This window comes from Pseudomonas fortuita (genome assembly GCF_026898135.2).
Taxonomy (GTDB): domain Bacteria; phylum Pseudomonadota; class Gammaproteobacteria; order Pseudomonadales; family Pseudomonadaceae; genus Aquipseudomonas; species Aquipseudomonas fortuita.
The window spans coordinates 1,926,371-1,950,788 of sequence record NZ_CP114035.2; the positions used below are offsets into that span (position 1 = coordinate 1,926,371).

The following is a 24,418-nucleotide window of genomic DNA, read 5'->3' on the forward strand; positions in this document are numbered from 1 at the left end:
AGAGAGGCCAATCCGACAATGCGGCTGATAATATTTTCACCCGTCGCCATTACGTGGCAGGCATCAGCCTGACCCAGTAGCGCGTCCAAGTGCTGATCTTCAGTTGTAGCGCCTCGGCGATCGCCACCAGGGCGCGGTCGGTGTCGTCCAGTGGATACACCCCAGCCAGGCGCAGCCCGGCCACGTCGTCACTGCAACTCAGCACGCCGGGGCGGTAGCGCTGCAGTTCGGCCAAGGCGCGGCGCAGCGGCCAGCCGTCGAGCACCAGCTGCCCCTCGCGCCACGCGGTGCGAGCCAGGTCGGCTGGGCGTGGCTCGGGCAGCGGGCCGTTGTCGAAGGCCAGGGCCATCCCTGCGTCAACCCGCACCTCGCGGGCGCTCGCAGCGTTGCGCACCGCCACGGCGTGTTCGATAACGGACAGCTCGGTGCAGTCGGCACGCAGGCGCACGGTGAAATCAGTGCCCAGGGCACGCATCTCGCCATGCACCGTGCGCACGCGCAGCGGACGCGGGTCGCTGGCAGTGCGTATGGCGATTTCTCCCCCGACCAGGACGATCAGGCGTTGCTCTGTGCTACAGCGGATATCGACGACAGAGGCGGTATTGAGCGTCAGCCGCGTGCCGTCCTGCAGGGTCAGGCTGCGGCGTTCGCCGGTCGCCGTACGCACATCGGCCAACCAGACAGGGGCGTTGCGGTAGCCCGTCCAGGCTACCCCAGCCAGCCCCATACCCAGCACCAGCGTCTTGAGCACCGTACGCCGTCCCGTCCCGATCTGGCCTGCGGCAAGGGTGTGCCTTGCCAGCGGGCCATGCACGCCGGCCAGGCCTGCCTGCAACTGCTCCAGGCGCCCCCAGGCCCAACCGTGCAAGGGTGACTGCTCGAGCCAGGCTTGCCACTGTGCCCGGTTTTGCGGGCAGTCAGGTGCGGCGAGAAAGCGCGCATGCCAGTGTGCCGCTTCGCGCAGGGCCTGGCGCTGGTCGGAGGGGCTCACAGTTGCGCATCGAAAGCGAACAGCAGGCAACGTTCGGTGGCCTTGGCCATGTACTTCGTCACCGAGCTGACAGACACACCGAGGCGCTGTGCGACCTCTGGGTAGGTCAGGCCATCCAGTTGCACGTACAGGAAGGTATCGCGCACTTTCTGGCCCAGCCCGTCGAGCATGGCGTTCAATTGCATCAAGGTTTCCAGCATCAGCAGGCGTTGCTCGGGCGAGCACTCTTCGAGTACCGGCTGGCTGCCGAGGAACTCCAGGTAGGCTTGCTCAAGGTTGCGTCGGCGCAGCTGGTCGATCATCACCCGCCGCGCCACGGTGGCCAGAAAGCTGCGAGGCTCTGCCAACGGCTGGCGTAGCGCGCTGCTGATCAGACGCAGAAAGGTGTCCTGGGTAATATCGGCCGCCCGGTCTGCATTACCCAGGCGCCGGCGAATCCAGCCTTGCAGCCATTGGCTGTGGTCGCGGTACAGGGCATGCATCTCATCATGCCGGGCTGATGCGGGCGGCTGCGGGTAGGGCACCTGGATCTTCCTGATTATAAAGTGCGGATAAGAATTGATCGCAATTATAGGGCTATCAGGATGCTTTGCAATGTCAGTGATTTTGAGGAGCTGAGCTGCAGGGCCCGTACCAAGGGGCAGCAGAATCAACGTGCAGGTGTTGCTGCTTCTTGGGCAGGAATGGCGTATCAAGCGTGCCCAGGGCTATCGAAACCCAGTCGGCAAACTCACCTTCGGAGCGTGACCAGAACAAGGTCGAGCCGCACTCTACGCAAAATTCCCGCATCACCCTCGGCGAAGACGCATAGGTCTTGATACTGGTGGCGCCACGAAGGATACGCAGCATGCTGCGCGGAACACTGCCGTATGAAGCGAATGCTGCCCCGTGCCCTTTGCGGCATTGGCTGCAATGGCAGTGGCTCACAGCTTTTGGCGGGGTAAGCAGCAGGTAACTGACCGCTGCGCACAAGCAGCTTCCTTGGTATGCCTCTTTCACTGGCGCTTCCGTGCAGGTGGAAAACGCCAGCGTAACCGCCCCGGCGGGATCAGTCGACCGTGGCACGCCTGCACACCTGCTTCGGTGTCCGCACGGTATCGATAATGAGCATGCAAAATTATTTTTCAGCCGGTGCATCCAGAACGGCACCCGATGGGTAGTTCTTATCAGGCAGTCGATGATTGCCTGACCCCAGACCCTTACGGAGTTCGCCCCATGATCATCAAGCCCGCTTTCTCCCTGCTCGCTGCCTGCCTCGTACTTGCATCTGGCGCCGCCCATGCCCAGTCGGGCGTCCCGGACGCAATCAAGGTTCCCGACGGCCACGCCATCATGCTGGAAACCGTCGGTGTCGGTGAGATCACCTACGAATGCCGCGACAAGGCCAGTGCGCCAGGCCAGATGGAGTGGGTTTTCGTCGGCCCCAAGGCGGTCCTGAGCGATCGTAGCGGCAAGCCTGTGGGTGACTATTTTGGTCCTCCGGCCACCTGGCAGGCCAAGGACGGTTCGAAAGTGACCGGTACCCAGCTTGCCGTAGCCCCGGCCGCCAAAGGGGACATTCCGTATCAACTGGTCAAGGCCAACCCTGCCGAGGGCAAGGGTGCAATGCAAGGGGTCAGTTACATCCAGCGCGTGGCGACGCGCGGGGGAGTAGCGCCTTCGATGGACTGCACAGCGCAGAGCAAAGGGGCGCAGCAGGTCGTCAAGTACCAGGCGGACTACGTGTTCTGGTCAGCCAAATGATCAGGGCTTGAGCAGCACACCAGCGATTGATCATCTACGCTGCTGGAGGTGCCCCAAGCTGGTAAGCCAGGGCACCGTCCAGGTTTCATGACGAAGGAACGACCCCATTTTGAATTCGCCTGTGCTTCCCTTTGATTTCGAGGGCTGTCTTGCTGCTTGTGCTCAAGGAGACCGCCACGCCTTGCAGGCGCTCTATGAGCAGGAGGGGGGCCGTTTACTGGGTGTGGCGCGGCGCATTGCCCGCGACCAGGCGAGCGCGGAGGATATCGTTCACGATGCCTTTGTCCGTATCTGGACACATGCAGCCAGCTATGACCCATCGCGCGGGTCTGCCCGGGGCTGGGTCTACAGCATCACCCGTCACCTGGCGCTGAACTGCGTGCGAGACAGCCGCTGGGAAACCGAGCTGGACGAGCCTGGCATGATCGCAACTGCAAGCCCGGAATTGGACGACCTGCAACTGTGGTCAGGCTCGGCGAAAATCTATCGCTGCCTTGAGCGACTGCAACCCGCTCCCCGGCGCTGCATCCTGCACGCGTATGTGGACGGTTGCAGCAATGCCGAAATTGCAACCCTGCTGGGGGCGCCGCTGGGCACTGTGAAGGCATGGATCAAGCGAAGCCTGAAGGCCCTGCGAGAGTGCATGACATGAAGCCGACCCCTGGTGATGACAGCGCCGAGCAGCTGGACGACCTTGCAGCCGAGTACGTACTGGGCACCTTGAGCGGCGAACAGCGTGCTGCCATGCAGGTGCGGTTGGCGTCGGAGCCGGCCGTACGTGCCGCAGTGGACGCATGGGAGGCCCGCCTGCTCGAACTGGCTACGCGGGTTGAGCCCGTCACGCCAAGCCGCCGCCTGTGGGGCCGAATCGAGCGAAGCCTGGCGCAGGCCAACCCGCCCAGGCGCCAACGCACTGCCGGTTGGCAGCGCCTTGGACTGTGGCAGGGGCTGAGCGCTGCGGGGCTTGCGGCGAGCTTGCTGCTGGCCTTTGCGCTATTGACCAAGGCGCCACCTGTGACCACCTACATGGTGGTGCTGGTAGCGCCGTCGGGCCAGGCCCCGGGGTGGGTCGTGCAAGCCAACGATGCGAGCATGATCGAACTGATCCCGCTTGGCCTGGACGATGTGCCCGAAGGCATGACCTTGCAGTTCTGGACCAAGGGCGAGCAGTGGCGCGCACCTGTTTCGTTGGGGCTGGTCAAACCTGGCGAGCAGTACCGCGTGCCGTTGAGGCGTTTGCCTGAGCTTGAGCCCAACCAGTTGTTCGAGCTGACCCTTGAGAAGGCGGGGGGCTCACCCACGGGTGCACCAACGGGCCCAGTGAAGTTCATTGGCCGCGCGGTGAAGGTAATATGAGCCAGACAGGGCACAGGTGATACGCAGTGGCTTGGCCGACCGATGATTCCAGGTTTAAAGTCAACTCAAGGTCGCTAGCATTTTCCAAGTGGGCTACGAGGATAGGTGAACTGGCGAAGATCAGCGGGCGCGCTGATCCTGCAACAGCTCTCCATGGCCGTGCGTACTCGCCAGTATCGGAGATGGATAGAAAAGGCTTCGCGTAATGGCCTGGGAGACGCAGGGTGAGGCTGCGATAGGAATCTCCCCGATGGCCTCAAAATGCGACTGACCGACGATGCTCAGCCGTTGCCACCACCCTGCCGCGCTTGAGCACCATAAGCCGTGTCGGCAGGTCGAGAATGACATCGGCCACAGCACGGCAATCCATCATCACCAGGTCGGCATCATTGCCCACCGCCAAACCGTAGTGTTTCAAGCCCAAGGCTTTGGCAGGGTTTGTCGTGAGCATCGACAACACGGTGGCTTGATCATCCGCGCCGCCCAAGTGGCACGCGGGAATGGCCATTTGTGCAATGTGCAGCAGGTCGCCTGTGCCATACGGGGTGAAGGCGTTCCGGATGTTGTTGGTGGCCAGGCAAACCGTCACACCGCCGTCGCGCAGCGCACGTACAGGTGTCAGGGTGCGCCTTACATTGTGACTGTCACCCCGGGCTCCCAGGTGCAGGTCGGTGGCAGGCAGGCACATCACGCTGATGTCGGCCTCGCGTAGCAACGCAATGACCTGCGCCTGTCGCGCAGGCGAGACGGCGGCCAGGCTGGTCAGATGCCCCACGCAGACCCGCCCCTGGTAGCCTTCGGCAATGGTTCGACGTGCCACGTATTCAATGGTCATGTGCTCGGCGTCATCGGCGAAATCCTGGTGCAAGTCGATGTCTTTGCCATAGCGCTTGGCCAAATCAAAGACGAAATCAATGTGCTCCAGCGGTGACTCGTCGTTGTAGGGAATGCCGCCCACCACATCGGCCCCCATCTCCATTGCCTGGGTCATCATGGCCTGCATGCCAGGCAGCTTGAGAATGCCTTCTTGCGGAAAGGCTACGACCTGGATGTCGATCACCTCGCGGAACTGCTCGCGCAACTCCAGCACCACTTCGAGCCCCGTGAAGCCCTGGGCGGGGTCGAATTCGGCGTGGGCACGCACGTGCGTGGTACCGGCCTGCACCAGTGCGCGCAGTACCTGGATCGAACGTTCGCGGATATCTTCACGGGTCAGTGTGGGCTTCAGTTCGGCAGTGACGGCTATCGCTTCCTTCAAGGTGCCGGAGCGATTGGCTTTGCGCTGCATGACGTAAGCTTTTTCAAGGTGCAGGTGGCCTTCGACAAACCCGGCAACCAGCACTTTGCCGTGGCCTTGCACTTCGTGCTCTGCCGTGATGTCGATGTGTTGCGCGATCTCGGCGATTTTGCCTGCTCGCACAGCCACATCTACCAGTGGCTGGGCATCGTCAATGCGTACACTTCGAAATATCAGGTCCATCAACTTCAGTCCTCATAGTGAGTGCTGTTGCGCTACGAAGGCCGGGCTCAATTATTCGAGCAACCATTGCCCATCACGCGGTACTCAAGCACATGCTCTTTGCCTTGGGAGTCTTCGTACGTCATGCGAGCAGGCACTACCTGGCAAACATCCGGCACTTCGCTCATGGAAATGACGCGAGCGATATCGAGGTGCTGGCCATAGCTGTACTGTTCAACCGGCAGCGGGTCGACCTGTTGCTCAACGCCGGCAGCCATGGCCACGTTGCACAGCCCGCTTAGTATCAATGCGAACAACGCTTTCAATTTGATCACCTTCAGGTTGTGGCTCGGCCGCAAAATTGCGGCCGAACCCATGTGTCAGCCAAATCAGAACGGTTTGGTGGGCAGGTATTTGCCATCCAGGGTGATTACCGCGCGCGAGCCACCCTCGGGGTCTTCGACTTTCTTGATGTCCAACTTGAAATTGATGGCACTGATGATGCCGTCGCCGAACTTTTCATGAACAAGCGCCTTCAAGGTGGTGCCGTACACTTGCAACATCTCGTAAAAGCGGTAGATGGTGGGGTCGGTCGGGATACCGTTTTGAATGCTGCCGCGCAGTGGCACTGTCTGCAGCAGTGCGATGGCGTCCGCGTCGAGGCCGAGCTTGTCGCCCACCACCTGGGCAGCGCTCGCTGGCAGCGGGTGCTGGCCCAACAGTGCAGCGGTGACGAACGCTTCGGACAAGCCGGTACCCTCGGTGATCTGGGAGAACGACAGGTCTTTGCGGGCTTTGGCCAGAAGGATGACTTCGCTCAGGGCAAGGCGGGCGTTCTGGTTGATTTGCGATTGGATCATGGTGTTTCTCCTTGGTTGAAAGATGTTCAGGCAACACGCTTGGGTTGATGGGAAACGGCGTGTACTTCGGGGTTGTGGGCGAGGGATACGAAGGTGCCGGTACTGCCATCGAAGGCCTCGATCAGCCCGCTTTCGATGTCGTAGATCCAGCCATGCAATGTCACGCGGCCTTCTTCCAGGGCCAGGCGCACCGAGGGGTGGGTCTGGATGTTGGCAAGCTGGGCGATCACGTTTTCGCGCACCATGGCTTCGACTTTGGCCTGCGGGCCGAAATGGTTGCGGGCTTCGTTTACCACGCGGGCCGAGTCGGCGTAGCGCAGCCAACCGGCCACTGCGGGCATGTGGTCCAGGCATTTGCAGGTGGCGATGGCCGTCATGGCACCGCAGTCGGAGTGGCCGCAGATGACGATGTCAGAAACCTGCAAGGCCGCCACGGCGTATTCGACCGAGGCCGATACACCTCCAGGCTCGGGGCCGTAGGACGGCACGATGTTGCCTGCATTGCGGATGACGAACAGGTCTCCGGGTTCGCGCTGGGTGACCAGCTCGGGCACCAGGCGGCTGTCGGAGCATGAGATGAACAGTGCACGTGGGCTTTGCTGGCTGGCCAAATCCTTGAACAGTTTGACGCGCTCGGGGTAGGCCTCTTTCTGGAACTTCAGAAACCCGTCGATGATGTCTTTCATGGTTGACTCCTTGAATGACGCGATGTGTTGAAGCAAAGGTTACGCAGCCCCTTCAATAAGGTAAAAGTCTGATTTATGATCTAGTCCATCAGATAATCTTATAGGTGCGTTCATGCTTGCCCGGCACATCCAGTACTTCATCGCAGTGGCAAATCACCGCAGTTTCACGCGCGCCGCAGCGGCCTTGCATGTGTCTCAGCCGGCCTTGTCGCAGCAGGTCCGGCAGCTAGAAGAGAGCCTTGGCACACTGTTGTTCGATCGCTCTGGCCGGACCACGCGCTTGACGGATGCCGGCGAGGTTTACCTGCGTTATGCCAAGCGAGCTGCGCAGGAACTGCAGGAAGCAAAACGAGCGATTGATGACCTCGGCGATCTGAGTCGCGGGTCACTTCGGGTGGGGGTAACACCAACATTCACCAGCTACCTCGTTGGCCCGCTGGTTGAAGCGTTCTATGGGCGGTACCCGAACATCACGCTGGTGGTGCGTGAGATCGCTCAAGAGGCGATGGAAGAACTGTTGTTGGCCGACGAGGTTGATGTGGGCATTGCGTTCGACAACGGCCATCATCTGGACCTGGAGGCCCAAGCGCTACTGGTCGAAACCCTCGCGCTGGTGGTCGGCAAGCATCATCCTCTAGCCACGACGGGCAGTATTGGCCTGGAGGCGTTGAACTCAGAATCGTTGATACTCTTGAGCGCCGAATTCGCCACGCGTGAGCAGATCGACAGCTACTGCCGCCAACACAACATTCGCCCTCACGTACAAGTGGAAGCCAATACCATCAGTGCGCTTATCGAAGTGGTCAGCAGGACCACGCTCTCGACCTTGTTGCCGGCCACCATCGCCCAGGCTCACGAGCAGCTGGTCGCTATCGAGCTAGACCCGCAGCGCCTGCAACGCACTGCTGTTCTGATGCAACGAAAAGGGGTTTACCAAACGGCTGCAGCCAGGGCCTTTGTCGAATTGGCGATGAAAGTGGCCAAGCAACTTGAGTCGCCAGGCCGCTCCGTTCAGCGGATGTAAAAGGGTGCCGTTGGCCGCTATCGACCCTTGAAAATGCTGAAAAATAATCCGGCATGGCGTCAGGCGCGGGCATTCTGTTCCACGTCGCAGCCGCTTCGTTAGGGCTGCGCCTTCTGATGCAGGCCGCGGTGATCAAGCTCTGCCGGCTATCTGCTCTGGCTCGGGGAAAGCGGCGGAGCTTCGAATGAGCCCCGCGTTGTCATCAAGAAACTGAAGGATCGTTGGCCAGCTTCGCATGGGTGGCCAGTTCTTCAGTGATGAAGGCCGAAATCATTGCCCGGTAGACCTGCTCTACGACCTCAGCCGAGGCACCATTCTCGGCAGCCATTTCACGAACCTTTCTTATCACTTGCTCGACCCGAGCAGGCGCACGCACATCATCGGTGGTTTTCTTGAAGGCAGCCGCTTGGGTCACAAGCCGGCCCCGTTTGGCGAGAAGCGAAACAAGGTTGCGGTCGATTTCATCGATCCCTTGGCGGACTTCGTCCAGAGAGGTGCAACGTACGTCCATGTGCCTGACTTCCTTTTCATGAGCCTACGTTTGGTTAGGGCAGGCAGTTGCTGGTGGTTTGGGGCTGTATTGTAGCCTCTGGTGAATGTCCGCAACGGGCCGGTTAGCGCCTCTGGATTGGGTTGACCATCCTTGTCCTACCTCACATGGAGGACAAGCCATGAACGCCATTACGACCAGCAACCATCAGCCTTGGAACAAAGCAAAATTGGTCGGGCAGAAAGCTCCGCTCCGACTGAAAGATATCTGGGCCATTCGGGTAAGGCTCCAAATCGCGGAGGAAACTCGTGATTTAGCCCTTTTCGATCTGGCCATCGATAGCCAAGCTACGAGCCTGCGATCTGACCAAGCTTCGCGTACGCGACGTTGCTCATGGGGAGCACGTGTCATCGCGGGCGATAGTGATTCAGCAGAAAACCCAACGTCCCGTACAGTTTGAAATTACAGAGCAAACGCGGCTGGCCCTACAGGCCTGGATACATCAAGCCCAACTCCACAGCGAGGATTGTCTTTTCCCAAGCCGGCTACACGCCTCAGCGCATCTCTCCAACCGGCAGTACGCCCGAATCGTCAAAGCGTGGATAAAGTCTATTGGGCTAGATCCTGCTAGGTACGGCACCCACACGATGAGACGTACAAAGGCATCGCTGATCTATTGCAGGACAAAGAACCTGAGAGCAGTTCAGCTCCTGCTCGGCCATACAAAGCTTGAAAGCACGGTGCGATACCTGGGCATTGAAGTCGATGACGCATTGGAGATGGCAGAGCACACGGAGGTCTGACAGCGTCCAGCGACGGTCGAGGAATGACCGTCGCGATTCGACCCATATCTGCCGCTCACGGACGGTCACGTCCGGCCCGGGAAGTATCTATCCGTGAGCTTTCTTAACCACTTCAAGCTTACATGCGCCCTTTGCACGGCAGCCATTTTTCAGGCCGCGATTGTCAGTAATCTTAGTTGCGCGAGAGTAAATCAGGCGATTTACCGGCTGCCATCTGATAGTCGAAACTCTACTGTGAGGTGACTGACTTCGTGAACAGGTTTGAGCCGCTCACGAATGCTGTCGGCGTTCGCAGTGGCGTCGCCAAGGACGCTGACGATGGCAGCATGGGCTTGTGGCCCTACCCGCCAGACGTGCAGGTCCGTAATGGAGGCATCTCCCGGCTTCTCAACCAGTTCGCGAATTTCCTCGGCAACGTGCATATCTGTCTGGTCCAGCAGTACCCCAGCTGTAATCCCCATCAAGCTCCAGGCCCAACGTGCGATGACAATGGCGCCTACGATGCCCATGGCCGGGTCCAGCCACACCCAGCCGAGATATCGCCCGGCGAGCAGTGCAATTATGGCCAGCACCGAAGTGAGTGCGTCAGCGATGACATGGACGTAGGCCGACTTCAGGTTGTTGTCATGGCCGTGATGGGCATGGCCGTGATCATCATGATCGTGCCCATGACTGTGCCCGTGACCCAGCAACAGCGCACTGACGAGGTTGACGACCAGGCCGACAACTGCGATGAGCGTAGCAGTACCGAACTGAACATCTGTTGGCTGCAAGAGGCGCATGACAGACTCAACTGCGATGCCCAGGGCGACCAGGCCGAGAATCAGTGCCGAAGCGAACCCGCCCAGGTCACCAACCTTGCCGGTGCCGAAACTGTAGCGCTGGCTGGATGCATGACGTCTTGCGTATCCGTAAGCGACTGCGGCGATGCCCAGCGCCCCGGCGTGGGTTGCCATGTGAAAGCCGTCGGCGAGCAACGCCATCGAGCCTGTGAGATAGCCGGCGGTGATCTCGCCAATCATCATCACAACAGTCAGGGCCACAACCCAAAGCGTACGCTTGGCATTTTCGTCGTGGGCCGAGCCAAGGAACATGTGGTCGTGTGTGTGGTTGATGTTGATGCTGTTCATGGACGTGTTCACTTGGAGTAGCGTCGGATGGCTTCCAGTAGCTCTTCGACACCCTTGCTACGCTCTTCTTCGCTGAGTGCTGGGTTAGCGACATGCTCCCGTGCATGGTCCTCGATGATTTCCTCCATCAAGCCATTGATGGCTCCGCGAGTAGCGGCAACAAGGTGAAGTGTTTTGGCGCAATCGTGGTCTGATTCCAATGCCCGTTCAACGGCTTGGATTTGCCCGGCGATGCGTTTTACGCGCTTGAGAAGATCGTCTTTGTTTGCTGCGATATGACCCATGGGATACCCCCTATACCTATCTACGCCTATGATAGGCATACCCCCTATACCTATGCAAGGTCGTTGCCCGAAACCCCAGGCAGGTAAAGTCAGATAAGAGCTAGAGGGAACGGGTATCTGTTTGTACCGACAGCTGTTCTCCGCAAAGGGCAGCTTCGGGTCGATAGCAGTCTGCGATCGGCTGACTTCAACCCTGAGCGGGCACCATCTGCATCGGGGCCGCTTCGCGCCCCATCGCCGACAAGCCCGGCTCCCACTGGTACAGTGCTGGCCTGAAAGCTGGTGACACCCCTGCGAAAGCCAGAGGCCAGCACAGTACTTCCAGGTCACCGACGCCGTCAGGTTGCTCGGGGCGCTGTAACTGGCAGGCGTGAACCAGGCATGCCAGTCGTGCATCTATTGTCGCGTCTATTTCAGAAGCTGTACCGGGCAGTGACAGTGAAGTTACGCAGATCACCATAGACGTCGTACGGGCTCCAGGTGTTGTTGCTGGCGATTCCCTGGTAGTACTTCTTGTCAAACACGTTGTTCACGTTCAACCGCGTGTCGAGCTTCTCGCTAACCTTGTAGCCCACCATCAACCCGTATACCGCGTAAGCACCTTGGTCGATGTGATAATTGCCGAACGCATTGGAACCTTTGTTGAAGATGCTGCTCTGGGCATAGACGTTGCCGCCGACACGCCATTTGTGCAACTCGCCCGGCAAGGTGTAGGTGGTGCTGAGCTTGAACAGGTGTTCGGGCAGGTCGGTGTCGAACTTCGTGCCCTCTTTGGTTTTGTCGGCGTCCTTGCGGTATTGGGTCTGCGAGTAGGTGTAGCCAGCGCCCACCTGCCAGTTCGGGGTCAATGCCCCCATCAACTCCAGGTCGATACCCTGGGTACGCACCTTGCCGGAGGCTTCGTAGCAGGTAAAGTTGGTGCAACCGGCCTGGTCGGTAGTTTCCGCCGCGCGATTTTCCTGATCGATCTGGAAGACAGCCACGCTGGCATTGAGCGCGCCGTCGAAGTACTCACCCTTGATACCTATTTCGTAGTTCTTGCCTTCGATCGGGCGGATGATCGAGGCATCTCGGGCCAGTGCCGACTGGGGCATGAAGATATCGGTGTAGCTTGCGTAGACCGAGTGATGGTCATCGAGGTCGTAGATCACGCCGGCGTAACGGGTAACGTTACGGGTTACCTTGTAGTCGGCATTGGTGTAGTAGCCATCATTGATCTCGCTGTACACCGACTGGTTGTCATACCAGTCCAAACGCGCGCCAACGATCAGCTTGAGCGGGTCGGCCAGGTTGATCCGGGTGGTGGCATAAACCCCTTCCTGCTCGACGTGCTCGCTGAGGGTGTAGATGTCGGCCACAGAAGGCTTGCTCACACCACTTGGGTTGACGCTGAACAGATCGTCGACCGGCAGGAACACGGTACCGCCGTGGGCGCTGGTCTTGACTTCACGCTTGCTGGCACCGACCACCAGCTCATGCTGGCGCTCGAGCAACTTGAACGGGCCACTGGCGTACACATCGTAGGTGGACTGGTCATAGTCACGCCGCTGGTTGAACACCCGCTGGCGGAGAACTTCTGCAGCCGGCGTGCCGGTGCGCTCGAACACCGCCCCTTGCATGGCAAAGTCCGACCAGCTCTTGGAAGCGGCCAGGTGCAGGCGCCAGTCGTTGCCAAAGCTGTGGTCGAGCTCGGCGAAAGCCGTGGTGTTGTCGATGTCCTGATAGCTCCAGTCGTAACCAACGTTAGTGGAGCGGGAGTAACCGACGTGGCTGCCATCACGGTTGACCGGCAGGCCACCCCAGTTGATGTTGTTATTGTCGTTCTGGTTGGAGGCACCCAGGCTCAGGGTGGTGCTGTCGGTCAGGTCGAACTCGGTGATGCCATAGAACAGGCCACGCTCGCGACCCGCGTAGTCCTGGTAGCTGTCCTTGTCGTGGTAGGCGCCCACGAAACGCCCGCGCACGCTGGCGCTGTCACTGAGCGGGCCACTGAGGTCCAGCTCGCCGCGGTAGTTGTCCCAACTGCCGGCGGAACCTGTGACGCTGCCCTGGAACTGCTGGGTGGGCCGTTTGCGCACCATGTTGATCGCCGCCGACGGGTTGCCTGCACCCTGCATCATGCCCGTGGCACCGCGCACGATTTCGACCCGGTCATACGGGGCCATATCGGCTGCGGCGACCCAGTCGGCGTTGTAGGTTGTCGGCAAGCCGTCGAACATCAGGTTGGTGACGGGAAAGCCACGCGAGAAATACTCGCTGTTGGCTGGGCGTGCTGCCGACATCCGCAGGCCGGGGGTGGCCTGCACCACGTCATCGAGGCTGCGCATGGCCTGGTCGTCCATCCGTTGCCGGGTGATGACCGTTACCGACTGCGGCGTTTCGCGTATGGACAAAGGCAGCTTGGTGGCGCTCTGCATGGCGCTGGAGGTGTATGAACCAGTGCCTTCGGTGGTACTGCCAAGAGCCTGCCCGGTGATGCTGGTGGCCCCCAGCACCACCGCGCCATCGCCACCGTCAACCAGCAAATAGATGCCGTTGGCCTGGCGCACTGCCTGCAGGTTGCTACCAGCAAGCAGCGTGGCAAAACCGCCCGCGACGCTGTAGCTGCCCCTGAGCCCAGCGGAGCGGCGGCCCTCGGTACTGGCACCGTCGAACGACAGTGTAACGCCCGCGGCGCTGGCGAATTGACCCAAGGTTTCGGTCAGCGAACCCGGTGCAATATCGTAGCTGCGGGTTTGCTCCTGGGCCACCGATGCGGCAACGGCATTGCCCCCTGCCATGTACATTGCGCCCAAAGCCAGGTGTACGGCCAATGCCAATGCTGGATGCGACTGTCGCGTGTTGCTCATGTTTCCCTCCCCAGGAACATTCGATTGAACATGTGGGAGGAAAAGCCGAACGAGCTGCCAGCAAAGTGCAAGGTGGCGAACATTTTTTTCCGCGTGCGGCGGTCAGCTGCCTGGCAACACGGTCACCCAGTAACGCGTGCGCCGATGCACCTTGAGCGGGAATGCACTTTCCAGCGCGGTCAGCGCCAGGTCGGTGTCGGCGATCGGGAACGCGCCGGAGATCTTCAAGCGCGCTACGCCAGGGTCGCAGCTCAACAAGCCGGGCCGGTAGCGCGACAAATCCGCCAACAGCTCAACCAGCGGGGTGTCGATGGCCACGACGCTGCCTTGCGCCCAGGCAGCGACGCTGGCGTCATTGGCACGCAGCGGGCCAATGCCTTGGGCGTTGAACGTTGCGCGCTGGCCGGCTACCAGGCGCATTTCGTAAAACCTGCCGACAGAAACCTCGACAGCTTTCTCCAGCACGGCCACTTCGCTGCGGTGGTCGTCGACACTGACCTGAAACTGCGTGCCTAGGGCGAACACACGGCCATCGCGGGTGTCGACCATGAACGGCCGGGCAGCGTGATCGCGTGCAGTGGTGATCAGCACCTGGCCGCGCCGCAACAGCAAACGCCGTTGCTGGCCATCGAAAAACGCGTCCACCGCCGTGTCGGTGTCCATCAGCATCCGACTGCCATCGGCGAGTTGCACCGTGCGCTGATCACCGACACCCGTACGATAGTCGGCGGCCCAGACCTGCCGGGTTTCGCTGCGCCAGCCGACACCACCGAGCACACCACCACCCAACAGCACGGCCAGCCCATACAATACCTGGCGGCGGGCCTGCCCTGCGCCGAGCAAGGTCGAAGCGGCGAGGCGCCCAGGCAAGCCGGCAAAGCGGTCGCTGACCGCCAGCATCCTCTGCCACGCCTCACGGTGCAGCGGGTCGCTGTCGTACCAGCCCTGCCAGCGCGCTTGCTCCTCTGTGCTGGCCGACTGGGTGGACAACTGCGCATACCAGCGTGCCGCCTCGCGAACGGCCTGGCGCGGGGCAGGCCCTCGAGTTGCGCCAGCACGAACACCTCGCGCACCTTGGCGCCGAGGCCGGCGAGCATTCGGTCGAGCTCGATCAGGGTTTCGAACACCATCACCTGGGCTTCGGAGCTGGGCACGTGGGTCTCAGGCGAAGCGGCCAGTGCTTCGAGGTAAGCCTGCTCCAACGAGCGACGGCGATACAGGTCGATCATCAAGCCTTTGGCCACCTTCGACAGGTAGTGCCGGGGGGCGCGGATCTCATCGGCGGTACGCGCCTTGAGTACCTTGAGGAACGTATCCTGCACCAGGTCCGCAGCATCGCAGTGGTTGCCCATACGCTTGCGCAACCAGCCGAGCAGCCAAGGGCTGTGTTCGACGTAGAGCGTGCCGACGGAGGCAGAAACAGACGAGTCGGCCGAGATGGAGGCTATCTCAAATAGGAATTGCTCTTATTATTGTTTGTGAGCGTGAGGACTGGCAATACCTGTGGCTGCGGGTTTACCCGCAAAGCAGGCGGTGCGGTGGATGGCACCGGCTGTGCAGGTGTTCGCGGCTGAACCCGCTCCCACAAAGTGGGCTGCCCCCAAGAAAGAGCAGACGGGGCTCTGAAGCGTATGTCGACCGGCGCTTCCTTGCAGATGAGGGCGCGTCATTCAACCTGTCAGCTGACCAGGGCGGTGCAGTTGACCGCATCGCCCATTGCCGTAGAATCGCGCGCCCCAATTTCAACAAGCATGGCGAGAGGGAGCTTCAATGCAACGGGTGATGATCATTGGTCAGCCGGGTTCTGGGAAAAGTACCCTGGCGCGCAAGCTGGGCGAGCGCACGGGCTTGCCGGTCGTGCATATCGACACGATTCATTGGCAGCCAGGCTGGGTGGAGCGGAGCCGGGACGAGAAGACGCGTCTATGCCACGAGGTCGAGGCTCGTGAGCGCTGGATCTTCGAAGGCGGCCATTCGGCCACATGGAGCAACCGCCTGGCCCGCGCTGACATGGTGATATGGATCGATCGCTCGGCGCCGCTTCGATTCTGGCGCGTGCTCCTCAGAACGATGCTGAACCGCGGTCGGTCCCGGCCAGACTTGCCGGATGACTGCCCGGAACTGCTGGCCACCCTGCCGGAGTTTTTCAGGTTCATGTGGCGGACGAAAACCTCGTCTCGCAAGGCAATGAAGCGATTCGTGGCGACGGTGCCGTCGGGGTGTCGCGTGGTCTGCCTGCGGTCCAATCGGGAGACCGAGATTTTTCTCGCAAGCATGGGCACGCAGCCTGATGGGGTTGTGCAAGGTCATTAGATGGCGGCGGGCGCCTGCCGAAACGGCGCATTAGAACGTTCTTACCTGCCCAAGGATGGCCCATGGCGCTGACCAGCAAGATCACGACCCACAACCCCGCATGGCCGCAACGGTACGAAGCGGACAAACTGCTGCTCGCCTTGGCATTCGGCGATGAGCTTGTCGCCATGCACCATGTAGGCAGCACAGCTGTCCCGCAACTTGCAGCCAAGCCTGAAATCGATGTGCTGATCGAGGTTTCGGAGCATCGCAATGAGGCAGCGCGGGACGAGGTTCTGCTGACGCTGGGGTATGTACGCGGCAGTGACCTGTCGCAAGGGCACCATTTCTACCGCCGCAATGTTGGCGAGGTGCGAACCCACAAGATCCACATTTGCAGGTGTGGCCATCAATCAGTCATCCAGATGCTGACGTTCAGAGATCTGCTCAGGAACGACAGCTTACTTCGGCAGCGATATCAAGACCTAAAGATTGAGCTGGAAGCCACCAATACCGGCGGTATGGCTGAGTATCTGGAAAAGAAGGGGCCGTTCATTATCGCGGCGTTGCTTGAGGGGGATAACAGGCGACGGTGATGGTCCGCTAGGGGGCGGCAGCTGCCGGTCGCGCACGACCGCTTTCGACCCATAGCTGCCCTTGGCGGAGGGCAGCTAACGGCCAAAAGCGGTCAGTGACAATATTCGCAAAGTCTGCCGCTCAGCTTCCCGAAGACCGATCTCGACTATTCGTTAGGTACAGCACCATCGCTGCGCGAGCCGCATCTTTGACTGCTGCTCCGCGCAGTGCTGCAATGGGGTCACGTTATCCGTATAGGATGTTGCTCCATGCGAGTGAATCTCCAAACACTCCCGACGCGATACCTTCAGCCTCAACCAAGGTGATATTCGCGCCTTTATCAGCCAGGTGTTACGCCAGCGAAGCGCCCACGATGCCGGCACTAATGACAACGACTCGTTTGTCCAGAGCATTTCCCATATCAACCTTCACTCTGTAGACCTGAAGGCGGTTTCAGTGTCTGCCTCTGGTCGATTTCTGCTTGTCGTAAGGGGTAGCAGTTGTCGTCCAGAAAGCAGATGTAAATTTGTCTGAAGTGGCGAAATAGCTGCCAAAATCATCGTGTTAAAACGCCGCCTGAAATGGCAGCAAGATAAGCGCGTGAGTGTTGTTGGCACTGGAGGGTAGCGAAAAATCGTTCAGCTACTACGGTAAGCGTCATCAACGACTATAGTCATTGGTGAGCCAGAGCGAATCTGACCATTCCCCTGCCAACCTGGCCTAATCCAATTCCGCGATTACACGGCGGATCTTCTTGTGTTCCTTGATGCGGAACGTGAACGTTTCGCTGCCGAAATCACTCAGGCTCAGGCTGAGATCGAGGCAGCGTTGTCTTTTTTTGAACCCCTTGATGGTGGATGGAGTTATCCCACCGGGCACGTCGCATCCCACTGAGCACGTCCCAACCACCCATCTATCAAGGTTCAAGCAATGAATACTTTAGAGTTCGATGATGCACAAAAAACCAATGGCGACCTGGTTCAGGGGCCGCTGCCGGCCGGCACTGTCGCGCCCGACTTCACTCTTCACGCAACCCCTGATCAACAGTTGTCGCTGCGTGAGCTAAAGGGAAATCCCGTGATATTGGCGTTTTATCCCGCTGACTGGACTTCGGTGTGCGGTGACCAACTGACTTTGTACAACCAGTTGCTACCCACATTCAGAGAATACGGTGCGGCGCTACTGGGTATCTCGGTTGACAGCGCCTGGTGTCATCAGGCCTTTGCCAAAGATCGGAATTTTCACTTCAGCCTGCTGGCCGATTTCGAGCCCAAAGGGGCTGTGGCACGACAGTATGGAGCGTACCAGTCCCAGCTCGGGGTTTGTAAGCGTGCGCTGTTCGTGATTGACAAGGACGGGGTGGTTGCCTGGAGCTACGTCTCCCCGATGGCAATCAACCCTGGTGCGGACGGTATTCTGGATGCGCTGGATGCTTTGGCGAATTCGCCACAAAGCACGCCAACCAAAAATTAACAGGTGATTAGATGGCCACTCTCAAAGTCCCGGTAAGTGCCAACGACCATCGCCAGGGAAGTGCGCATGCCAAGGTCACCTTGGTCGAATTTGGCGACTATGAATGTCCCTATTGCGGTGAAGCTTATTGGATGGTCAAGAATCTGCAACAGCATTTTCGCGATGACTTGCTGTTTGTGTTCCGTAACTTCCCTCTGACCACCGCTCACCCCCATGCATTGGGTGCAGCGGTCACCGCTGAGTATGCCGGGAGTCGAGGATTCTTCTGGGAGGCCCACGACGAATTGTACGAAAATCAGGATCGATTGGGCCTGCCGCTGTATCGCGCCATCGTTCTCAAACACGGCCTTTCCAGGGAGGAATTCGATCTTGCAATGCAAGAGGATACTTACATTCCCAAAATACAAGCCGATTTCAATGGCGGTGTACGCAGCGGCGTGAATGGCACCCCAGCGTTTTACATTGACGGGCTTCGCTATGACGGAGTTCCAGAGTTCATCGGGATGAGTCAGATGATTGAGCTTTTGTTAGTGCGTGGACGAAATCGCTAGAGAGCCAAATCGGCTTGGCATCACCCACATCGGAGCCGAGGAAAAACCAACGTTAGCTTCCTTTTACATTAAAGAGGTGGGCACGGAGCCGGCAACTAATGAAATCTTTGAAGTATTATGAAGAAAATCGACACGCCACATGGTTGGAGTTGTTTTTTGACCTGACTTTCGTTGTTACGATAGGCCAAGTTACGCACACTCTCGGACATGTTCATGATGGGCACTTTGAACATAAGCAATTATGGACATTCTTACTGCTTTTTGTGCCGCTGTGGTGGATCTGGTCCAGTCACACGATTTACTCCAACAGGTTCGATACAGACAGCAATCTTCACCGTTTGGCAACATTATTCATAATGCTCCTGCTCATTGTGCTATCGGCACGGATCGGGGAAGACTTGGAAGTGAACTACCCGCTCATTATTGCCTGCTATTTTGGTATACGTGCAATCATCAGTGTTATGTATATTTCATCCATTAGTAAACTCGATTCTCGCGGCGAACTTTCCTCAAGGCTTGGCTTCGCCCTATTAGTTAGCGCAGTTATTAGCCTTTCATCCGTTATTTTTGACCCGCCCTTGCGTTACCTTGTTGCTTATATTGGGATTATTCTTGATATTCTGTTTCCTGTATTTTTCTGGACTAAACTAAAACCGTTGCCAGCACACACAGAGCACTTGGTTGAGCGCATAGGCCTACTCACCCTAATCTTATTGGGGGAGTCAATTATTAGCCTTTCCGGAGGCTTATCTAACATTCAATGGGGTTATTATAATGTGATGGCAGCCATCACCGGATTCATCATGATTTGCAGTATCTGGTGGATCTATTTTGATAGTTTTTACTTGCTGAACAAACATCAAAGCAGTATGAGTGGACACGCCTTAATCTACTCGCACCTTTTTCTTTTTATGGGGCTGGCACTTCTGGCAAATTTGATTAGGCATGCGATCCTGAACGACATTGCGATACGCGATTTCCAGATTATGTCGATCACCGGCATGGCCTTGTTTTTCCTAGGTAAGCAATATGGCTATTTCATAGCCGTGAGTAGAATAAGGAAATACATCCTACAAAACACGTTGATAGTGTTTTCTTTGGGCGGGTTAGTCGTGTTTTTACCCCGCGTCGAGTACATATTGGTCGGCCTGACAGCAACCATGATCTCTTATGTTTTTCTAAATTTCAGATATCGTTGAATCATCATTATCAGACCAGAGGGTGGGACCAAGTGAGCAAGTGGCTGACTTGCGGTTACATGCTGCCCACTACGTCGTTCTCACTGCTCGTGCGCTACTCGCCGCTACCCTTGGTCTATTTGGGTTTGTAATCTGGTATCGTCGACCATAGTTAAGAGTCTCGGATGCCCCTCTTAGCTATCGCGATCTGATAGCGCCAGCCGCATCGTAACAACAGGAGCCACATCATGGTCAAAGTAGCGTTGTTCGTTCGCCTAGAAGCAAAACCCGGGAAAGAAAAGGATGTAGAGAGCTTTCTTTTGGGTGGCCTTCCGTTAGTGGAGGAGGAGCCAGCCACTACAGCCTGGTTTGGAATCCGCTTGGGGCCGTCCACCTTTGGCATCTTTGACGCATTCCCGGATGAAGCGGGCCGGCAGGCTCATCTTTCGGGCAAGGTCGCGGCGGCGCTTATGGCAAACGCTGCCGAGCTATTTGCCGAACCGCCATCAATCGAGAAGGTTGACGTCCTTGCGGCCAAGCTACCCGGCTAAGCAAACCCAATAGGAAGCTCCAGTCAGTACTGGGAGGCCCACGATGTATTTTGTGAAAATCAGGATAGCTTGGGCCTGCTGCTGTTCCGGGCGGTGATCAATCAAAACACTTGTATTGAAGATAAATGTCATGGCTAAAGTGCCGTGTCCAGGATTCATGCCATGCTTGCGCGCTCGGTATAAGTGAAAGGATACGCGCGCAAATCGTGTCCAGGGACGGCGTGGAAGCCGCACAGAATCTGCAAGGCAACGTGCTCATCACGGGTTTAGGCTGGGTAGGGTAGATTGTTTGCCGGGCACCGGTCGCTGATGGCGCGAAGATCTCCATCATTGATATAGAACCGGAGGTCATCCGCGCCGTGACACCTTATGGTTTCGTCAAGTGAGCATTCGTCGGCGTAGCAGTGACCGATGTTCAATGAGCTGCCTGACGCGGCTGCACTCCGAACTGCGCAACGATGTGCGTACCCAATTCCTCAATAACTTCCACCGCAGGGCGCTTGCCGTATTTGAGATTGAGAATGACGTGGTCCACGCCGATTTCCTCAAGCGACTCCAGCAAAAAACGTAGATGGTAACGTCCAAGTCTGAACCCCAAATGGATACGTGTGGGTGGCGTTGACGGATTCTCATCGAGATCGATGTACAGCGACTGAGTAAAGGGCTTATACACAGAACCACATTGTTTCGTGACCTCCAGTCGCCAATCTTCCACGACCAGCCGCTGCATGTTCGGAATGCGTGGATAGTTGATCCATCCGTTGCTCTCACGCGCGATCCAATCCAGTGACTGGCGACTGTTGCCGGTCACGAGCATTGGAATGAATTGGGTGGTCGGTTTCGGAATCAGGTCTGCACCTTGCATTTCACCAGTGCTCCAGTGGATGGGCTCAAAACTGGTGCTGTGGGCGCGGCGAATCACTTCGTAGTGTTCTCGAAAGATCTCTCCACGCCTTTCTGGATCGACGCCAAACGCCGAAAACTCCACTGGCCGATCTCCCGAAGCAACCCCCAGAATCAAGCGACCAGTGCTCAACTGATCTACGCTGGCTGACGCCTTGGCCGTGTGCAGGGGATGGTGCAGCGGGATGGCGATGGAGGCGGTGCCAAGTGCAATCTCCGAGGTATGGGCGGCCATATAACCCAGGTAAACCCAGGGGTCGAAGACTTGGCCGACATCGCCGAAGCCAGGGTCGCGAAGCGGCACGTCGCGAAACCAGAGCGCGCAGAAGCCCAGCGCCTCGGCTTGTTTAGCCAGTGTGACCTGGCTGAGCATGCTCGGAGTGTCCCCGTCGAACGCCTCCATGGGAAAGAATAATCCAAGGCTCAAATGCCCCTGAGTGAAGGTTCGGCTGAACCCTCGATGCTTCTGGTAAGGAATCGTGCTCGGCCGATACATACGGATTGACCTCATGGCAGAACGTGAACAGCGCCCCCGTTTCCAGAGGTGCTGCGGCATCGGTCGCTTTTGAACGGCAGTGGGGGGACTGGGTCTGGCTTTTACCCGTTGCGCCGTACTGCTGGTCGTGTGGACCGGACTCAGGGGGCAGTTGCTGGCGATAGGCGCGGGTGGTCCGGGTGGGTGTTAAGCGGACGGTCAAAGGAAGTCAGATCTCTCGGTTCTATACCACCAGATGGGCAAGGCGTTCGAGGAATCATTCTATAAGCGTAGGCGGTTTTGCAGCTCTCCGCCATATTCTTACAATCGAGCCGCTGGCGGGCGAAAGTCGCGTATCGAAGGCCGTTATCGGTCGTTTCCTGCCATTCCAGAACGGCCGCTATTGGCCGGTAGCTGCCTTTCGCGGAGGGCAGCTATGGGTCGATAGCTGCCGTCCGCGTGTGGCAGCTTACGACCCCGGCTGTGTGAAAACGCCTGCAATTGTCCAACCTTTTGATCGTCGAGATCGTGGCGGGGACGATCATGAAGCGATTCACTGAAGGTGAGTCTCGGACACAAGTTACGTTGCTGCCGGAGTGCCTGGACGACTACATCACCAAAAAACACCCAGTTCGGGTAGTCGACGTTTTTGTCGATGAACTCGACCTTGGAGCACTCGGCTTCGAGGGTGTCGATCCTGCGGCAACGGGTCGTCCGGCCTACCATCCAGCAGTCCTGCTGAAAATCTGCATCTATGGCTACCTCAACCGGATTCAGTCCAGCCGCCGGCTTGAGCGCGAAGCAGAGCGCAATGTCGAGCTGATGTGGTTAACGGGCCGGTTGGTTCCTGAATCCAAAACGATTGCCGGCTTTCGCCGAGACAACGGCAAAGCCATTCGCAGCATCTGCCGGCAATTCGTAGTGCTTTGCCGCAACCTCAATCTGTTATCCCAGTCGATCATTGCCATCGACGGCAGCAAATTCAAAGCCGTAAATAACCGCGACCGCAACTTTACCCAGGGCAAGATCAAGGCGCGCATGCAGCAGATCGAGCAGAGCATTGACCGCTCTCTTGCGGCGATGGGTTCGGCGGATCGGGCAGCGCTCGAGGTCGCCGGGGCAAAGGCTGAACGGCTGAGCGAAAAAATAGAAAAAGTGAAACAGCAGATGACGAAGCTCAAGGACATTGAAGCCGAGGCTATTACAGTCGAAGCCGTGCAGATCCGATTGGAGCACGACCCAGAAAGATGAAGGTTCGCCGGCAGACGGTGGAGCATCCCTTCGGAACGCTCAAATCACCTGACTTGACCAACGCCTTCCCCATAACTGGAACTGCCCGTCAGCCACCTGTATTGATCGAAACCACATGCCCGGATTGACGGCCGCATACCCTGCACGGGTTCGTTGTCAAACGCTGGAGCATACGCTTTAATGCCAATTTACCATTCAAACAATCGGCGACTTGATGCCTTATCCGTCTGACCTTTCATATGACATCAGTACGATTGCCAAGGTCGAGGCCGTCCCGCTCATTCTCAATATGGTGAAGCATGTCACCGGCATGCGCTTTGCGGCAATTGCGCGTGTCACCGAGACGAGATGGGTGGCTTGCGCCGTCGATGATTCTATTGATTTTGGGCTCATGCCGGGCGGCGAGTTGGTGCTGGAAACGACGATTTGCCACGAAATTCGTCAGCACCACAAACCCGTTATATTCAAGCATGCCAGTGAGCACCCGGTGTATTCAGCCCACCACACCCCTAGGACATACGGCTTAGAAAGCTATGTCTCCATACCTATCATCAGGACAAACGGGGATTTTTTCGGAACGCTCTGTGCTATTGATGAGGTTCCAGCACGTTTTGATGAAGATGCGGTGTGCAAAACACTAACGCTTTTCGCCCAGTTGATAGCTGTTCAACTCGACGTTTTGGCGGACCTTGAGGCCAAAACGATTGAACTGGCCAATGCAGCCGAGACCGGCATTGTCCGTGAGCAGTTCATTGCCGTACTGGGGCATGACCTCCGTTCGCCACTGAGCGCTATCAGAATGAGCGCTGATCTACTGGAGGCCAAGCTTCCCGCCGGTCGCGAGCAGCAGCTTGCCATTGCAATACGACAAAGCTCGCAGCGGATGAATCACTTGATTGAGGATGTCCTGGATTTTTCTCGAGCAAAGTTGGGGGGAGGCATTCCGGTCAAACGGACTTTAGTGGATAACCTGGGTGACGTTTTTACTGCCGTCATCAATGAAATCATGATGAGTCATCCCAACGTCACAATCCGTCAAGAGGTGGTCATTTCACCTGGGGTGTTCTGTGATGCTGGGAGAATGGGGCAATTGCTTTCAAACCTGTTGGGCAATGCCGTTGCTCATGGGGCGCGTGATTGTCCGATAGACGTGAGCGCAAGCATGCAAGAAAATCATATAGTGCTGTCAGTGATGAACCATGGCCCAGAAATCCCCGACGTTTTGTTACCGCTACTGTTTCAGCCGTTCAAAAGAGCGGCAGGGGGGCGCGGGGAGGGGCTGGGGCTCGGTTTGTATATCGCATCTCAGATCGTAGCGGGTCACAACGGGACGCTATCGGTAACCTCTACGCCTGAGGACGGCACGCGCTTCATAGCGAGGTTCCCTGGCACTTTGGAGTGGACGGAAGAGGGCTAGATGTAAGTCTCGGTTGATAGGTTGCTTCGCCGAACGCCTGGTTGTATGCGCGACAGCGCAGCCATGAGGTAGAGGG

24 protein-coding genes and 5 pseudogenes are annotated in these 24,418 nt (G+C 58.1%); 14 read left to right on the forward strand and 15 right to left on the reverse strand.

Annotation, left to right across the window (positions count from 1 at the left end; genetic code table 11):
• Positions 1-49 precede the first annotated feature (49 nt).
• The 3 genes from OZ911_RS08845 to OZ911_RS08855 all read right to left on the reverse strand — a co-directional run bounded on the left by OZ911_RS08845 (position 50) and on the right by OZ911_RS08855 (position 1,990).
• Entirely contained in the window at positions 50-991 is a 942-nt protein-coding gene (locus OZ911_RS08845) for a FecR domain-containing protein (RefSeq protein ID WP_070086728.1), read from the reverse strand.
• On the reverse strand, positions 988-1,515 hold the full coding sequence (locus OZ911_RS08850) for a sigma-70 family RNA polymerase sigma factor (protein ID WP_019472810.1): 528 nt from the start codon (positions 1,513-1,515) through the stop codon (positions 988-990). Before OZ911_RS08850 ends, OZ911_RS08845 begins: the two co-directional genes overlap by 4 nt.
• A 73-nt stretch (positions 1,516-1,588) precedes the next feature.
• Positions 1,589-1,990, reverse strand: coding sequence for a GFA family protein (locus OZ911_RS08855; protein WP_082422023.1), 402 nt, complete (start codon positions 1,988-1,990; stop codon positions 1,589-1,591).
• A 216-nt stretch (positions 1,991-2,206) separates the two neighbouring features.
• Here OZ911_RS08855 and OZ911_RS08860 point away from each other — a divergent pair, with 216 nt between their 5' ends.
• The 3 genes from OZ911_RS08860 (at position 2,207) to OZ911_RS08870 (ending at position 4,090) form a co-directional block, all read left to right on the forward strand.
• Positions 2,207-2,734, forward strand: coding sequence for a DUF3455 domain-containing protein (locus OZ911_RS08860; protein ID WP_023047171.1), 528 nt, complete (start codon positions 2,207-2,209; stop codon positions 2,732-2,734).
• A 109-nt stretch (positions 2,735-2,843) separates the two neighbouring features.
• Complete coding sequence (locus tag OZ911_RS08865) at positions 2,844-3,386, forward strand: sigma-70 family RNA polymerase sigma factor (protein ID WP_031311700.1); 543 nt, start codon at positions 2,844-2,846, stop codon at positions 3,384-3,386.
• Positions 3,383-4,090: an anti-sigma factor gene (locus tag OZ911_RS08870; protein ID WP_023047169.1), complete on the forward strand. Its 708-nt coding sequence runs from the start codon at positions 3,383-3,385 to the stop codon at positions 4,088-4,090. Before OZ911_RS08865 ends, OZ911_RS08870 begins: the two co-directional genes overlap by 4 nt.
• Before the next feature lie 256 nt (positions 4,091-4,346).
• Here the strand turns inward: OZ911_RS08870 and OZ911_RS08875 are convergent, their stop codons facing one another.
• The 4 genes from OZ911_RS08875 to OZ911_RS08890 form a co-directional block, all read right to left on the reverse strand.
• Positions 4,347-5,570: an amidohydrolase family protein gene (locus OZ911_RS08875; protein ID WP_023047168.1), complete on the reverse strand. Its 1,224-nt coding sequence runs from the start codon at positions 5,568-5,570 to the stop codon at positions 4,347-4,349.
• A 47-nt stretch (positions 5,571-5,617) separates the two neighbouring features.
• Positions 5,618-5,875 carry a DUF2790 domain-containing protein gene (locus tag OZ911_RS08880; protein ID WP_031311697.1) on the reverse strand — a complete coding sequence of 86 codons (258 nt, stop codon included), beginning with the start codon at positions 5,873-5,875 and terminating at the stop codon, positions 5,618-5,620.
• Between the two features lie 63 nt (positions 5,876-5,938).
• Positions 5,939-6,409 (reverse strand): cyanase, encoded by a 471-nt coding sequence (gene cynS, locus OZ911_RS08885; protein WP_023047166.1) that lies wholly within the window; start codon positions 6,407-6,409, stop codon positions 5,939-5,941.
• Between the two features lie 26 nt (positions 6,410-6,435).
• Positions 6,436-7,095 (reverse strand): carbonic anhydrase, encoded by a 660-nt coding sequence (locus OZ911_RS08890; protein WP_031311695.1) that lies wholly within the window; start codon positions 7,093-7,095, stop codon positions 6,436-6,438.
• A gap of 112 nt (positions 7,096-7,207) precedes the next feature.
• Between OZ911_RS08890 and cynR the strand changes: the two genes are divergently transcribed.
• Entirely contained in the window at positions 7,208-8,119 is a 912-nt protein-coding gene (gene cynR / locus OZ911_RS08895; RefSeq protein WP_023047164.1) for a transcriptional regulator CynR, read from the forward strand.
• Positions 8,120-8,166: 47 nt separating this feature from the next.
• Positions 8,167-8,284, forward strand: a pseudogene (locus OZ911_RS08900) (LysE family translocator); the annotation flags it as partial.
• A 37-nt stretch (positions 8,285-8,321) separates the two neighbouring features.
• Here OZ911_RS08900 and OZ911_RS08905 read toward each other — a convergent pair.
• Positions 8,322-8,630, reverse strand: a complete 309-nt coding sequence (locus OZ911_RS08905) for a chorismate mutase (RefSeq protein WP_023047163.1) — start codon at positions 8,628-8,630, stop codon at positions 8,322-8,324.
• 160 nt (positions 8,631-8,790) lie between these two features.
• Between OZ911_RS08905 and OZ911_RS08910 the strand changes: the two are divergent.
• A pseudogene (locus OZ911_RS08910) lies at positions 8,791-9,412 on the forward strand (tyrosine-type recombinase/integrase).
• 200 nt (positions 9,413-9,612) lie between these two features.
• Here OZ911_RS08910 and dmeF read toward each other — a convergent pair.
• From dmeF to OZ911_RS08935, 5 genes and pseudogenes are all read right to left on the reverse strand, one after another.
• Positions 9,613-10,542: a CDF family Co(II)/Ni(II) efflux transporter DmeF gene (dmeF, locus tag OZ911_RS08915; RefSeq protein WP_023047161.1), complete on the reverse strand. Its 930-nt coding sequence runs from the start codon at positions 10,540-10,542 to the stop codon at positions 9,613-9,615.
• Positions 10,543-10,550: 8 nt separating this feature from the next.
• Entirely contained in the window at positions 10,551-10,826 is a 276-nt protein-coding gene (locus OZ911_RS08920; protein ID WP_031311694.1) for a metal/formaldehyde-sensitive transcriptional repressor, read from the reverse strand.
• Positions 10,827-11,239: 413 nt separating this feature from the next.
• Positions 11,240-13,675 (reverse strand): TonB-dependent siderophore receptor, encoded by a 2,436-nt coding sequence (locus OZ911_RS08925; RefSeq protein ID WP_375341493.1) that lies wholly within the window; start codon positions 13,673-13,675, stop codon positions 11,240-11,242.
• Between the two features lie 102 nt (positions 13,676-13,777).
• The gene (locus tag OZ911_RS08930) at positions 13,778-14,665 is read right to left on the reverse strand and encodes a FecR domain-containing protein (protein WP_070086727.1); all 888 of its coding nucleotides are present in this window, start codon (positions 14,663-14,665) and stop codon (positions 13,778-13,780) included.
• A 101-nt stretch (positions 14,666-14,766) separates the two neighbouring features.
• Positions 14,767-15,027 (reverse strand): annotated as a pseudogene (locus OZ911_RS08935) (sigma factor); the annotation flags it as partial.
• 418 nt (positions 15,028-15,445) lie between these two features.
• Between OZ911_RS08935 and OZ911_RS08940 the strand changes: the two are divergent.
• The gene (locus tag OZ911_RS08940) at positions 15,446-15,988 is read left to right on the forward strand and encodes an AAA family ATPase (protein ID WP_023047156.1); all 543 of its coding nucleotides are present in this window, start codon (positions 15,446-15,448) and stop codon (positions 15,986-15,988) included.
• 62 nt (positions 15,989-16,050) lie between these two features.
• A complete protein-coding gene (locus OZ911_RS08945) occupies positions 16,051-16,563 on the forward strand; it encodes a GrpB family protein (protein WP_023047155.1) in 513 nt (170 codons plus the stop codon).
• A 229-nt stretch (positions 16,564-16,792) separates the two neighbouring features.
• On the opposite strand, the pseudogene OZ911_RS08950 reads toward OZ911_RS08945, so the two are convergent.
• Positions 16,793-16,963 (reverse strand): annotated as a pseudogene (locus tag OZ911_RS08950) (FAD-dependent oxidoreductase); the annotation flags it as partial.
• A 510-nt stretch (positions 16,964-17,473) separates the two neighbouring features.
• On the opposite strand from OZ911_RS08950, the gene OZ911_RS08960 reads away from it, so the two are divergent.
• From OZ911_RS08960 to OZ911_RS08975, 4 genes are all read left to right on the forward strand, one after another.
• Positions 17,474-18,016 carry a redoxin domain-containing protein gene (locus tag OZ911_RS08960; protein ID WP_019751018.1) on the forward strand — a complete coding sequence of 181 codons (543 nt, stop codon included), beginning with the start codon at positions 17,474-17,476 and terminating at the stop codon, positions 18,014-18,016.
• 11 nt (positions 18,017-18,027) lie between these two features.
• Positions 18,028-18,567, forward strand: a complete 540-nt coding sequence (locus OZ911_RS08965) for a DsbA family protein (protein ID WP_070086726.1) — start codon at positions 18,028-18,030, stop codon at positions 18,565-18,567.
• 98 nt (positions 18,568-18,665) lie between these two features.
• Positions 18,666-19,766 carry a low temperature requirement protein A gene (locus OZ911_RS08970; RefSeq protein ID WP_023047153.1) on the forward strand — a complete coding sequence of 367 codons (1,101 nt, stop codon included), beginning with the start codon at positions 18,666-18,668 and terminating at the stop codon, positions 19,764-19,766.
• A 227-nt stretch (positions 19,767-19,993) separates the two neighbouring features.
• The gene (locus tag OZ911_RS08975; protein WP_023047152.1) at positions 19,994-20,296 is read left to right on the forward strand and encodes a putative quinol monooxygenase; all 303 of its coding nucleotides are present in this window, start codon (positions 19,994-19,996) and stop codon (positions 20,294-20,296) included.
• A gap of 415 nt (positions 20,297-20,711) precedes the next feature.
• On the opposite strand, the gene OZ911_RS08985 is transcribed toward OZ911_RS08975, so the two are convergent.
• Positions 20,712-21,695, reverse strand: a complete 984-nt coding sequence (locus OZ911_RS08985; RefSeq protein ID WP_023047151.1) for an LLM class oxidoreductase — start codon at positions 21,693-21,695, stop codon at positions 20,712-20,714.
• 522 nt (positions 21,696-22,217) lie between these two features.
• Here OZ911_RS08985 and OZ911_RS08990 point away from each other — a divergent pair.
• Positions 22,218-22,919, forward strand: a pseudogene (locus OZ911_RS08990) (transposase); the annotation flags it as partial.
• Between the two features lie 220 nt (positions 22,920-23,139).
• Positions 23,140-24,342: a GAF domain-containing sensor histidine kinase gene (locus OZ911_RS08995; RefSeq protein WP_023047149.1), complete on the forward strand. Its 1,203-nt coding sequence runs from the start codon at positions 23,140-23,142 to the stop codon at positions 24,340-24,342.
• Positions 24,343-24,418: the final 76 nt, after the last annotated feature.

Coding starts and splice junctions, on each gene's coding strand:
- OZ911_RS08860 (WP_023047171.1), top strand. CDS start 2,207: ATGATCATCAAGCCCGCTTTCTCCCTGCTCGCTGCCTGCCTCGTACTT.
- OZ911_RS08870 (WP_023047169.1), top strand. CDS start 3,383: ATGAAGCCGACCCCTGGTGATGACAGCGCCGAGCAGCTGGACGACCTT.
- OZ911_RS08875 (WP_023047168.1), bottom strand. CDS start 5,570: ATGGACCTGATATTTCGAAGTGTACGCATTGACGATGCCCAGCCACTG.
- cynS (WP_023047166.1), bottom strand. CDS start 6,409: ATGATCCAATCGCAAATCAACCAGAACGCCCGCCTTGCCCTGAGCGAA.
- OZ911_RS08890 (WP_031311695.1), bottom strand. CDS start 7,095: ATGAAAGACATCATCGACGGGTTTCTGAAGTTCCAGAAAGAGGCCTAC.
- cynR (WP_023047164.1), top strand. CDS start 7,208: ATGCTTGCCCGGCACATCCAGTACTTCATCGCAGTGGCAAATCACCGC.
- OZ911_RS08905 (WP_023047163.1), bottom strand. CDS start 8,630: ATGGACGTACGTTGCACCTCTCTGGACGAAGTCCGCCAAGGGATCGAT.
- dmeF (WP_023047161.1), bottom strand. CDS start 10,542: ATGAACAGCATCAACATCAACCACACACACGACCACATGTTCCTTGGC.
- OZ911_RS08920 (WP_031311694.1), bottom strand. CDS start 10,826: ATGGGTCATATCGCAGCAAACAAAGACGATCTTCTCAAGCGCGTAAAA.
- OZ911_RS08925 (WP_375341493.1), bottom strand. CDS start 13,675: ATGAGCAACACGCGACAGTCGCATCCAGCATTGGCATTGGCCGTACAC.
- OZ911_RS08940 (WP_023047156.1), top strand. CDS start 15,446: ATGCAACGGGTGATGATCATTGGTCAGCCGGGTTCTGGGAAAAGTACC.
- OZ911_RS08945 (WP_023047155.1), top strand. CDS start 16,051: ATGGCGCTGACCAGCAAGATCACGACCCACAACCCCGCATGGCCGCAA.
- OZ911_RS08960 (WP_019751018.1), top strand. CDS start 17,474: ATGAATACTTTAGAGTTCGATGATGCACAAAAAACCAATGGCGACCTG.
- OZ911_RS08965 (WP_070086726.1), top strand. CDS start 18,028: ATGGCCACTCTCAAAGTCCCGGTAAGTGCCAACGACCATCGCCAGGGA.
- OZ911_RS08970 (WP_023047153.1), top strand. CDS start 18,666: ATGAAATCTTTGAAGTATTATGAAGAAAATCGACACGCCACATGGTTG.
- OZ911_RS08975 (WP_023047152.1), top strand. CDS start 19,994: ATGGTCAAAGTAGCGTTGTTCGTTCGCCTAGAAGCAAAACCCGGGAAA.
- OZ911_RS08985 (WP_023047151.1), bottom strand. CDS start 21,695: ATGTATCGGCCGAGCACGATTCCTTACCAGAAGCATCGAGGGTTCAGC.
- OZ911_RS08995 (WP_023047149.1), top strand. CDS start 23,140: ATGCCTTATCCGTCTGACCTTTCATATGACATCAGTACGATTGCCAAG.